This is a genomic window from Siccirubricoccus soli (assembly GCF_024178315.1).
Classification (GTDB): Bacteria; Pseudomonadota; Alphaproteobacteria; order Acetobacterales; family Acetobacteraceae; genus Siccirubricoccus; species Siccirubricoccus soli.
This window is the reverse complement of sequence record NZ_JAMZIK010000036.1, coordinates 1-11,254: the sequence shown is the minus strand read 5'-3', so window position 1 is coordinate 11,254 and position 11,254 is coordinate 1. Positions and strand designations below refer to the sequence as shown.

The following is an 11,254-nucleotide window of genomic DNA, read 5'->3' as shown; positions in this document are numbered from 1 at the left end:
TCCGACCGGCTGCTGGTCAGCCATTACGAGAACAACTATGGCGGCGCGGTCCGGCGCCTGAACGCCATCGAGGGGCGCCTTGCGGGGCTGGACTGGGCGGCGGCGCCGGTCTTCGACCTCAACGGGATCGGGCGCGAGCGGCTGATCGCCGCCAACTCCATGATCCTGCACGAGGCCTACTTCGACGCCCTCGGCGGCTCCGGCGAGCCCGGCGGCGGCCTCGCCCGGGCGCTTGAACGCGATTTCGGCTCGGTTGACCGGTGGCGCGCCGAGTTCACCGCCATGGGCAAGGCGCTGGCGGGCGGCTCGGGCTGGTGCTGCTGACCTGGTCGGAGCGGCTTGGCAGGCTGACCAACCAGTGGGCGGCCGACCACGGCCACACCCTGGCCGACGGCGCGGTGGTGTTGGCCCTCGACATGTACGAGCACGCCTACGCCATCGACTTCGGCGCCAGGGCGGGCGCCTACGTCGACGCGTTCATGCGCAACATCCACTGGGAGCGCATCGGGGCGCGGCATGGCCGGGCGCTCGACCCCGCCCTGCCGCGCCCCGCCTGGCCGAACCCGGACGTGCCCAAGGTCACCGCCGCCGAGCTGCGCGCCATGCTCGACCGCGGCGAGGAAGTGACCCTGGTGGATGTCTGCCTGCCCATCGACCTGCCGCGGCGCACAGACATGCTGTCCGGCGCACGCTTCCTCCCGCCAGAGGCCATTGCCGACTGGGCGGAGGACCTGCCGCGCGACAAGCCGGTGGTCGCCTACTGCGTCTTCGGCTTCCAGGTCAGCGGCGAGGCCACCGCCGAGCTGCGGCGCCGTGGCCTGGACGCCCGCGCCCTCGCGGGCGGCATCACTGCCTGGCACGCCATGGGCGGCCCGACCGTGCCGCTTCCCCCTGACCACAAGCAAGGACGAGGAGAAGTGTGATGACGAAGTGGGTCACGCGCGAGCGCCCGAAGATCGACCGCATCGCCTGCCCCTGGCTGATCCGGCGCTTCGTCGAGCCGGACGCCGAGTTCCTCTACGTGCCGACCGAGCGCGTCTTCGAGGTGGCCAAGGAGACGGGCGCCGTCCCGTACGACATCCCGGGGGCGGACCCGTTCTCGCACAACGGCGAGCTCTGCAGCTTCGACGCCTTCATCAGGCACTACGACCTGAAGGACCCGGCGCTGGACCGGCTGGCGGTCATCGTGCGCGGCGCCGACACGGCACGGCACGACCTCGCTCCCGAGGCGTCCGGCCTGCACGCCATCTCGATGGGGCTGTCGGCCAACATCTCCGACGACCACGCCATGCTGGAGCAGGGCATGATCATTTATGACGCCCTCTATGCCTGGTGCCGCGGCGCGGCGGGCGAGCCCCACAACTGGACGCCGCCCAAGGAAACCCGTGCCCCGACGCCGGAGGGCGTTCCTTGAGCGGGCCGAGGAAAGCGGAGCTTACCCTGCTGGCCGCGGTCGTGTGGACGACCGCAGTGCCCGCAACGGCGCAGGAATTCCGTCGGCTGAACGCCGCGGAGATCCGCACCCAGATCATCGGCCGCGACCTCACGGACGACTACCACTGGACCGAATACTACCGGCGCGACGGTCGTCTCGAAATCGAGGACCTTGGTCATCGGAAGAACGGCCGCTGGCGTGTCGAACGGGACTTGCTGTGCACGGCCAATGACCGGGCGTCGCCGCTCCGATGCTGGCAGGTTTGGCTTTCAGGTTCCGAGGTCAGCCTGCGCGAGCGGCCGGACGACCGGACACCACCAACCTTCCTTCGCCGACATCAAGGGAACTGACATGCCCTCGCTGATCCAGTACGTGCCAATGCCGCGGTGTCAGGGAGCGGTCTTGCCGCCTCCTGTTCCTTCCTTTGTCCCACCCTCGGTGCGGTTCAGACCGTCTACCAGCGGACATGCCACGCGGCGCAATGCGCACACCGAGACGATGCTCGAGGCGGCGCCGGAGAGCGCATCGTGAGTGGCGCGGTCCGCGCCACCGGCGCCGCGCCAGCATCTTCTTCACCGCGTGCTGCCGGGGACCATGGGGTCTCCTTCCGGGAGGCGTTCTGGGTCTGGCTCCGGGTGGCCGCGCTCTCCTTCGGCGGCCCCGCCGGGCAGATCGCGGTCATGCACCGCATCATCGTCGATGAGAAGCGTTGGATCGGCGAGGCGCGCTTTCTGCACGCGCTCAGCTACTGCACGCTGCTGCCCGGCCCCGAGGCGCAGCAGCTCGCCGTCTACATCGGCTGGCTGATGCACCGCACGCTCGGCGGCGTCGTGGCAGGGACGCTGTTCGTCGTCCCCGGCGTTATCGCCATCATGGCGCTCAGCTACGTCTACGCGGGCTGGGGGCAGGTCGGCGTCATCGCCGCGCTGTTCTTCGGCCTCAAGGCCGCCGTGCTCGCCATCGTCCTCCAGGCCGTGTTCCGCGTCGGATCACGGGCGCTGAAGAACCGCGTCATGGTCGGCATCGCCGCCGCCGCTTTCGTCGCCATCTTCTTCTTCGACACCCCCTTCCCGGTCATCGTGGTGATGGCTGGCCTGATCGGCTACTTCGGTGGGCGCTCCGGGTCGCCGCTGTTCCAGGGCGGTGGGGGCCATGGCGGCGGGGGCAAGGGCCTGGCTGAGGCGGACAGCCTGCTCGGGGAGGTCCTGCCCGACCACGCGGCCCCGACCGTGAGCAAGGCGCTCCGGGCCGCCGCCGTCTGGCTCCTGCTGTGGCTGCTGCCCGTCGCTGTCTTGCTTGCCGCGCTCGGGACGGCGAGCGCCTTCAGCCAGATCGCCATCTTCTTCAGCGAGATGGCTGTGGTCACCTTCGGCGGCGCCTATGCCGTGCTGGCCTACGTCGCGCAGCAGGCGGTCGAGCACTATGGCTGGCTGCGCCCGGGCGAGATGCTCGACGGCCTCGGCATGGCCGAGACCACGCCCGGCCCGCTCATCATGGTCACCCAGTTCGTCGGCTTCATGGCCGCCTTCCGCGACCCCGGCGTGCTGCACCCGATGCTGGCCGGGACGCTGGGCGGGCTGCTGACGACCTGGGTCACCTTCACGCCGTGCTTCCTCTGGATCTTCCTCGGCGCGCCCTTCATCGAGGTGCTGCGCGGCAACAAGGCGCTGAGCGGCGCGCTGACCGCCATCACCGCCGCCGTGGTGGGCGTGATCCTGAACCTCGCGGTGTGGTTCGCCCTGCACACCTGGTTCCACGAGACGCAGCGGGTGCGCGGCGCTGGGCTGTCCTTCGACGCCCCGGTCCTCGGCAGCCTCGACCCGTGGGCACTGCTGCTCTCGGTCGCGGCCATGCTGGCCATCTTCCGGTTCAAGGCAGGGATGATCCAGACCCTCCTGGCCTGCTCGGCGGTGGGCATCGTCCTGCACCTACTAGGAGTGACCTGAGCAATGCCCGCGGCCGTCCAGGCCGCGGGCAGGACCCGGCGAGAAGGCCGGGAAAGCAAGAACACGAGGAGCGACAGGCCATGTTGATCCAAACCACGTTCCGCGCCGCCCTGCTGGGCATGGTCCTGGCACTGCCCACTGCCGCCTTCGCCCAGCAGGGCGCGGCACCGGCGCAGCAGCAGGGGCTTACACCCAACGCCGACTGGCACCGCACCGTCGACGACGCGCTCGGCAAGCCGGGCGCCGAGCAACCCGGCGGCGTTTGGCGCGTCGCGCTGCCGCGCACCGACCTGAAGGTGACGGTGGACGGCCTGCAGATCCGGCCCGGCTTCGCCCTCGGCTCCTGGCTGGCCTTCCAGCAGCACGGACAGGAGCTGACGGTGATGGGCGACCTCGTGCTGCTCGAGGCCGAGGTCGCCCCCGTGATGCGCCGCCTGGCCGAGGGCGGTCTCGAGGTGACGGCGCTGCACAACCACCTGCTGCGGGCCCAGCCCGCGACCATGTACCTTCATGTCGGCGGGCACGGCGAGGCGGCGAAGCTCGGCGCGGCGCTGCGGCTCGCGCTTCGGGAGACGGCGACGCCGCTCCAGGGCGCCGCCGGAGCGGCCGGGGAGCAGGGCGTCGAGGGCGTGGACACTGCGGCCTTCGCCCGCGCACTCGGCCGCGAAGGCCGCGCCGCCGGTGGCGTGTACGGCGTCACCGTGCCGCGGGCCGAGCCGGTGAAGGATGCCGGAATGGAAGTGCCGCCCGCGATGGGCTCCGCCACCGCGATCAACCTGCAGGCTGCCGGGAACGGCAAGGGAGCGATCACCGGCGATTTCGTCCTGACCGCGGCGGAGGTGGTGCCGGTGCAACGCGCGCTGGTCGAGCACGGCATCGAAGTCACGGCCATCCACAGCCACATGCTGAACGACGAGCCACGCATCCTTTTCATGCACTTCTGGGGCGTGGACGACCCGGAGAAGCTCGGCCGCGGCCTGCGCGCGGCGATCGAGCGCACGAACTCCGCGCACGCGGCGCGCTGAACGACCGGGCCAGCGAGAGGGAGGTGCATGGATGTCCAACCGTCGGCACGCCCTCGGACTGCTCCTGGTCTTGGCGACACCGTTCCCCGCTTTGTCCGAGCGGGCTCACGACAGGGAGGCACCTATGCAGGTCGAGGCGAAAGTTCCGCTCGGCGAGGTGCGCGGGCGCATCGACCACCTCGCCGTGGACATCGCGCGCCGCCGCCTCTTCGTCGCCGAGCTCGGCAACGACAGCCTGGGCATCGTTGATCTCGACGGCCGGGTAGTGGTGCGCCGGATCCAGGGCCTGCGGGAACCGCAGGGCGTGGCCTACGCGCCCGAGGCAGATGTCGTCCTGGTCGCCAATGCCGGGGACGGCACCGTCGAGCGCCTCCGGGGCGCCGACCTCACGCCGCTCGGCCCGGCGTCCCTGAACGCGAACGCTGACAACCTGCGCCTCGATCCTGCGGGCGGCGGCGTCGTCTGGGTCGGTCATGGCGGCGCCGGGCATGGGGCGTCGGGTGCCGAGGGCGGCCTGACGCCGCTCGACGCTGCGAGCGGGCAGCCGGTCGGCCCGGCCCTCCCGCTGCGAGCCCACCCGGAGTCCTTCCAACTCGAGGCGGGTGGTCCGCGGGTCTTCGTCAACCTGCCCGGCGCGGGCGGCGCCATCGCGGTCCTCGACCGCGCTGCGCGGCGGCAGATCGCCACCTGGTCCGTGCCGCGCCTCGGCGCCAACTTCCCCATGGCGCTGGACGAGCGTGGCGGGCGCCTGTTCGTGGCTTTCCGCGAGCCTCCGGCCCTCGTCACCCTCGAGCTGGAGACAGGCTCGGTCCTCGGCCAGCTGGCGATGTGCGGGGATGCCGACGACCTGTTCGTCGATGCGCGCCGACACCGCCTCTACGCCATCTGCGGCGAGGGCGCAGTGGACGTGTTCGACGCGCCTCCGGCAAGGGATGGGCGCCGAGCCGCGCCGCGGCACCTGGCGCGCGTACGAACCGCCGCGGGTGCTCGCACCGGCTTGTTCGTGCCCGAGCTCGACCGGCTCTTCGTCGCGGCGCGGGCGGCGGCGGGGGAGCCCGCCGCGCTCTGGGTGCTCCGGCCGGACCCGCCGCCGTGACCGATGCTCCCCTGCTCCGGGTCGCCGGGCTGACCAAGCGCTATGGCGACCAGCTCGCCCTGGCCGAGGTCGGCTTCGGGCTCGGGGCCGGGGAGGTCGTCGGGCTCATCGGCCCGAACGGCGCGGGCAAGACCACCGTGCTCGAGTGCCTGGCCGGGCTGCTCCCGGCCGACGCGGGCACGGTCCGCTGGGCGGGCAAGGAATTGCCGCCCCACCGCCGAAAGGCAGCGCTGTTCTACCTGCCCGACGGGATCGCGCCCGATGCCGAGCAGCCGGTCTCGGCCGTCCTGTCCTTCTTCGGCCGGTCCTGGCGCCTGCCCGGCGCCCATCTGGCTGAGGCTGCGGCCGCTCTGGCGCTGGACCGGGTGCTGACGAAGCCGGTTGGCGCGCTCTCCAAGGGCTACCGGCGTCGCCTTCTGTTGGCGCTCGGCTTGCTCGCGCCGCAGCCGCTGCTTGCCATGGACGAGCCCTTTGACGGCCTCGACCTGCGGCAGACGCGGGAGGTGATGGCCCTGCTCCGGCAGGTGGCCGAGGACGGCCGCGCGCTCCTCCTGTCCATCCACCAGCTCACGGACGCCGAGCGCGTCTGCGACCGCTTCGTCCTGCTCTCCGCCGGGCAGGTCCGCGGCGAGGGCACACTGCCGGAGCTGCGCGCTGCCGCCGGGCTGCCCGCGGGCGGGCTGGAGGAGGTTTTCCTTGCGCTCGCCTGACCCCCTTCCCAACCTGGGTGCCCCGCTCCGTCCGCTGCTGGGGCGGGAGCTCCGCGCCCTTGCCGCGGGGCGGGCGCCGTGGGTGATGGCGCTACTGCTCTGCCCCGTGGTGGGGTACGGCTTCGCCGAGGCCGTCGCACTCTACGCCGAAGCCAGCCGCTCGGCCGAAGGGTTCCCCGAACTCGCCCGCGGCCTGACCCCGCTCGATGGCGTGCTGGTGCCGACGCTCGGCGCCTTCTACGTCGCAGTCACGCTGCTGTTTCCGTTCGTGGCCATCCGCACGCTCGGTGGCGACAAGGAGAGCGGCGGTCTCAAACTGCTGCTCCAGCTGCCCTACCCTCCGGTGGCGCTCATCCTGGCCAAGCTCGCGGCGGCGATGACCGGATGGCTGCTCGCCCTGGTGCCCGCCGTCTCGGCGCTGGTTGTCTGGGCTGCGCTCGGCGGGCATCTGCACGCGCCGGAGACGCTGAACCTCCTGCTCGGGCACCTGCTCTACGGGCTGCTGGTGGCCGCGGTCGGTCTGCTCGCGGCGGCCGTCACGGACGGACCGGCGACGGCCGCCATCGCCGCGCTCACCTTCGTCCTGGGGGCCTGGGTGTTGGACTTCGCCGCGGCGGGCCAGGGCGCTTGGATGCGCCGCTTGGCCGACCTCTCGCCCACGGCGGCGCTGCGGGGCTTCGAGGGCGGGCTGTTCGCCCTGCCCGCCGTGCTGGGCATGCTGGTCGCCGCGGCGGCACTGGTCGCGCTCGCCGTGGTCTGGCTCCCGCCCGGGCGGCCTGTTCCGCGGAGGCTCGCGCTCTCGGCCGTCGTCCTGGCAATCGCGGTCCTGCTCGGCCTGGCAGCCACACAGGCGCGGTTCTACGCCGACCTCAGCGAGACCCGCCGCAACTCCTTCGCGGCCGGGGACGACGCGGCCCTGCGGCACCTGCGCGAGCCGCTCGCCATCACCGTCCACCTCTCGCCCGACGACCCGCGGCTCGCCGACTTCGAGCGGCAGGTGCTCGGCAAGCTGCGCCGCTTGGTGCCCCGGACATCGGTGACCATCGCCGAGACCCCGAAGGGGCTGCTCACCCCATCGGGCGACGACCGCTACGGCCTCGTCCTCTACGACTACGGCGGCCGCCACGACGAGAGCCGCTCGACCAGCTTCCGGGAGGTCCTGCCGCTGCTCTTCGCGCTGGCGGGCGTGACGCCGGAGCGCATCGAGGCCGCGGACTACCTCGGCCATCCCCTGGTCGCGGACGCCCGGCCCGCCGCGCCCTGGTTCTACGCCGTCCTGCCTGCGCTGCTCGCGCTCGCCTGGTGGCGGGCCTGGCGCCCCGGGGCGACGCCCGCCTGGCTCCAACACAAGGGAGGCTTTCCATGACAAACGGCCTTGCATGCTCCCGGCGCGGGCTGCTCAGCGGCGCGACCGCGGCGTTCGCCCTTGGACCGGGAGCAACACGCGCGGCCGAGGATCAGGTCTTCGATTTCTCGCAGGAGACGGTTGGCGCCGAACCCAGGTCGTTCGCCGCCGTGGTCGGCAACTGGGTCATCGCCAACGACGGCAGCAACCGCGTCCTCGCGGTGGACGGCCGACACTGGAAGGCGGGTCAGGCAGCGGCGGGTCTAGCCGACAAGGCACGCGCCATCTACGGCGAGAGGTACGCCGAGTTCCTCGACAACGTCCAGGCCTACGCCTACTTCCCCTACGCCGTCGCCAAGGGGGTCGAGGACTTCCGCGAGGGCGAGATCACCGTCCGCTTCAAGCCGCTCGAGGGCCGCGTCGACCAGGGCGCGGGCATCCTGTTCAACCTCAAGCCCAACGGCGACTACCTGACCGTCCGCGCCAACGCGCTGGAGAACAACCTGGTGCTCTGGCAGGTGGTGCACGGCAAGCGGAGCTCGGTGAAGTGGATCCGGAACACGCCGACCGCCTCGCGCCAGTGGCATGATCTAAAACTCGCTGTGCGCGGGCGCACTGTCGAGAGCCACCTCGATGGCCGACTCTGGCTGACGCACGAGCTCCCCGCGCCAGTGTCGGGCAAGGTCGGCCTATGGTCGAAGGCCGACAGTTACGTGCTGTTCGACGACTACCGCGTCGCACACGCGGCCTGACGGACGCAACCACGAAGGAGCGTACGCGGGGGCGACAGGAAGGTCAGCCCAGCAGCATTTCCACCGGCGCCGACAGGGTGCGACCCGAAGATCAGGGGGGAGGAATTCGATGCCGCTACCGCAGTTGGTTCCCGGGCCGGGCCCGGCCGCATTCGACGTCCAGGAATCTGCCTTCAGCTACGACATCCTCGGCCGCTACATCTGCAACACCTGGGGAGAGTTAGACCAGCAGCGCGTCAACGGCGGCTACCCCTTCGACGCCGTCGTCATCGGCGCCGGGATGTTCGGCGGCTACATCGCCGAGCGGCTGTACCGTCACGGCGCCGGGCAGGCCGCTCGCATCCTGCTCATCGAGGCAGGCGCCTACCTGCTGCCGACCCACATCCAGAACCTGCCGCAGCGGCTGGGCGGCAAGGTGGGTGGGCCGGACGCCGCCCGCACCCGTGACACCGGCACCCAGAACGTCGTCTGGGGCATGCCGTGGATCAGCAACGAGGCATTCTCCGGCCTGGCCTACTGCGTCGGCGGCCGCTCGCTGTTCTGGGGCGGCTGGTCGCCGCGCCTGACCGCGAACGACCTAGCCAACTGGCCGTCCGCGATCGCCTCCTACCTGAACGGCCCCACCGGGAACGACGGCGTCTACCGCTCGGTCGAAACTGAAATCGGGACGTTCCCGAGCACCGACTTCATCGTCAAGGCCAACCTGTACCAGAAGCTGGACGCAGCATTCCAGGCGGCCATCCCTGCGGTCCCGGGCATAACCGATGTCGGGGAGGCGCCACTCGCGGTGCAGGGCGCCTCGCCCGCCCCGGGCGTCTTCTCCTTCGACAAGTTCAGCAGCGGCCCATTCCTCATCGACGCCATTCGGCACGACAGCGCGAACAATGCCAGCCACCTCGACGTCAGCCGACGCGTCTTCCTGCTCCCCCGCACCCAGGTGCTGCGACTGAACCGCGGGGCGGGCGGCGCCGTGACCAGCCTGGACCTCCGGGTCGACGGACAGCCACAGACCCTGGCGCTGTCGCCGACCTGCGCTGTCGTGCTGGCCAACGGCACCATCGAGGCGACCCGTCTGGCGCTGGAGAGCCTCGGCGTCGGCGACACCCGCTTCGGGTCGCCGCGCGTCGGCAACCTGATGGCGCACCTGCGCAGCAACATCACCGTGCGGATCAAGCGGACGGCGCTGGGCCTGGCCGGTCCGCCCACGGACCTGGAGACTGTCGCGTTCCTGGTGCGCGGCGAGGCCCTCGGGCGCCGATTCCACCACCAGGTCATCGCGGCCTCGGTGGTCGGCAACGACCCGGAGCGGACGATGTGGGCGACCGTGCCGGACATCGAGCTGCTCGGGAACATGCTGTCCAACCAGGACCCGAACTGGGTGACCATCACCTTCCGCGGCATCGGCGAGATGGAGGACCAGCGGACGCTGGCGCCTGACCCGGCGCGGAGCTGGATCGACCTCAGCCCCGAGACCGACCGCTGGGGGATGCGGCGCGCCTACGTCAACCTCGTGGCCACGCAGAACGACAAGGACCTCTGGACGGCGATGGACGACGCCGCCTTCGCCCTCGCACTGCAACTAGCGGGCGGCAACGCTGCCGACGTCCAGTACCTGACCCCGGGCGGTTGGCAGGCGCAGCGACCGCAGCCGGACGCGCAGGGGAATAGGTTCTGGCGTGACATCCTCGGCTCGACCCACCATGAGGCGGGCAGCCTGTTCATGGGGACCGCGGGGAACTCCGTCACCGACCTCGACGGCAGGTTCCACGGCGTGCCGAACGCCTACGTGGCCGGTCCGGCCCTGTTCCCGACACTCGGCTCGCACAACCCCTCGCTCACCGGCCTGTCCCTGGCCCGCCGGACCGCCGACGCGCTGCTGGCGGGCCAGCGCCCCGCCATCGACACCGCCGGAGGGTTCTCGGCGCTGTCGCTCAATCCAGCCGACTGGCAAATGGTCGGCCAGGGACAGGGCTCGCCCGCGGCGGTGCGGCACCATGGGACGGTCCTGGAGACCTTCAACGGCTATGGCCTCTACTTCTACACCGCCGAGCAGTTCGCCAACTTCGTCCTGAAACTCGACTGGCGGGTCGGCCGCCGGGACGACAACTCGGGCGTCTTCATCCGCACCCCGGGGCCGGGTGCCGCCGACGCGCTCAACGTCGCCGTGGCCCAGGGGCATGAGGTGCAGATCGACGAGCGCGGCTTCGACGCGCCTTCTGGCACGGAAGGGCACCCGGAGAAGCGCACGGGCGCCATCTACGATCTGCAGGCACCGTCCGCCTTCCCGTCCAAGCCGGTCGGCGAGTGGAACACCTATGTCATCGAGGCAAACGGCAACACGATCCGGGTGACGCTCAATGGCCAGCTGGTGAACGTGTTCCAGAGCAACCGGCGTGCCTCCGGGTTCATCGCCCTGCAGGCGTACAAGTACAGCTCGCGCGTGCAGTTTCGGAACCCGCAGGTCAGGAGACTGCCCTGAGGTGCCGGGCTCCCTTGGAGCCCATCGGCTGATCGGGCGCTTGCAGCTCCCGGGGTCCGTTCCTCGGGGCTCAAGGGCACCCCTCGTCCGTCAACACGTTCGGATCGCCGGGATCCTGCGCCCCTTCTCCCCGGAAAGGTCAGGCGCCCGGAGGCCCGGAAGCCGCTCCCCTTCCCCGGATACCAAGGCCTACAGCCGCACCGCCCGCAGCCGCAGCGAGTTGCCGATGACGGACACCGAGCTGAGCGCCATGGCCAGCGCCGCGACGATGGGGCTGAGCAGGATGCCGAGCCACGGGTAGAGCACGCCCGCCGCCAGCGGAATCCCGGCCGCGTTGTAGATGAGCGCGAAGAACAGGTTCTGCCGGATGTTCCGCATCACCGCACGCGACAGGGTCCGTGCCCGCGCTATGCCTGCGAGGTCGCCCTTCACCAGCGTCACGCCCGCGCTCTGCATCGCCACATCG

At 71.2% G+C, this 11,254-nt stretch carries 10 protein-coding genes and 2 pseudogenes; 11 read left to right on the top strand and 1 reads right to left on the bottom strand.

The genetic code is table 11. The features are described 5' to 3' along the window. Positions 1–159 precede the first annotated feature (159 nt). From NJ376_RS29185 to NJ376_RS06550, 11 genes and pseudogenes are all read left to right on the top strand, one after another. Positions 160–452: pseudogene (locus NJ376_RS29185) on the top strand (Fe-Mn family superoxide dismutase); the annotation flags it as partial. Positions 453–479: 27 nt separating this feature from the next. After that, positions 480–923: a rhodanese-like domain-containing protein gene (locus tag NJ376_RS06595; RefSeq protein WP_370288007.1), complete on the top strand. Its 444-nt coding sequence runs from the start codon at positions 480–482 to the stop codon at positions 921–923. Further along, positions 923–1,414 (top strand): chromate resistance protein ChrB domain-containing protein, encoded by a 492-nt coding sequence (locus NJ376_RS06590; protein WP_252952455.1) that lies wholly within the window; start codon positions 923–925, stop codon positions 1,412–1,414. Before NJ376_RS06595 ends, NJ376_RS06590 begins: the two co-directional genes overlap by 1 nt. Beyond that, positions 1,411–1,785, top strand: a complete 375-nt coding sequence (locus NJ376_RS06585; protein WP_252952454.1) for a hypothetical protein — start codon at positions 1,411–1,413, stop codon at positions 1,783–1,785. Before NJ376_RS06590 ends, NJ376_RS06585 begins: the two co-directional genes overlap by 4 nt. A gap of 177 nt (positions 1,786–1,962) precedes the next feature. Then, positions 1,963–3,381 carry a chromate efflux transporter gene (gene chrA, locus NJ376_RS06580; RefSeq protein ID WP_252952453.1) on the top strand — a complete coding sequence of 473 codons (1,419 nt, stop codon included), beginning with the start codon at positions 1,963–1,965 and terminating at the stop codon, positions 3,379–3,381. An 80-nt stretch (positions 3,382–3,461) separates the two neighbouring features. Next, on the top strand, positions 3,462–4,406 hold the full coding sequence (locus NJ376_RS06575; protein ID WP_252952452.1) for a DUF1259 domain-containing protein: 945 nt from the start codon (positions 3,462–3,464) through the stop codon (positions 4,404–4,406). A gap of 124 nt (positions 4,407–4,530) precedes the next feature. Continuing rightward, the gene (locus NJ376_RS06570; protein WP_252952451.1) at positions 4,531–5,502 is read left to right on the top strand and encodes a YncE family protein; all 972 of its coding nucleotides are present in this window, start codon (positions 4,531–4,533) and stop codon (positions 5,500–5,502) included. Continuing rightward, positions 5,499–6,212: an ATP-binding cassette domain-containing protein gene (locus tag NJ376_RS06565; protein WP_252952450.1), complete on the top strand. Its 714-nt coding sequence runs from the start codon at positions 5,499–5,501 to the stop codon at positions 6,210–6,212. The genes NJ376_RS06570 and NJ376_RS06565 overlap by 4 nt, the downstream gene beginning before the upstream one ends. Beyond that, entirely contained in the window at positions 6,199–7,578 is a 1,380-nt protein-coding gene (locus NJ376_RS06560; RefSeq protein ID WP_252952449.1) for an ABC transporter permease subunit, read from the top strand. Before NJ376_RS06565 ends, NJ376_RS06560 begins: the two co-directional genes overlap by 14 nt. After that, the gene (locus NJ376_RS06555) at positions 7,575–8,309 is read left to right on the top strand and encodes a LamG domain-containing protein (RefSeq protein ID WP_252952448.1); all 735 of its coding nucleotides are present in this window, start codon (positions 7,575–7,577) and stop codon (positions 8,307–8,309) included. Before NJ376_RS06560 ends, NJ376_RS06555 begins: the two co-directional genes overlap by 4 nt. Before the next feature lie 109 nt (positions 8,310–8,418). After that, positions 8,419–10,788: a family 16 glycoside hydrolase gene (locus NJ376_RS06550; protein WP_252952447.1), complete on the top strand. Its 2,370-nt coding sequence runs from the start codon at positions 8,419–8,421 to the stop codon at positions 10,786–10,788. A gap of 189 nt (positions 10,789–10,977) precedes the next feature. On the opposite strand, the pseudogene NJ376_RS06545 reads toward NJ376_RS06550, so the two are convergent. Beyond that, positions 10,978–11,254 (bottom strand): annotated as a pseudogene (locus NJ376_RS06545) (haloacid dehalogenase); the annotation flags it as partial.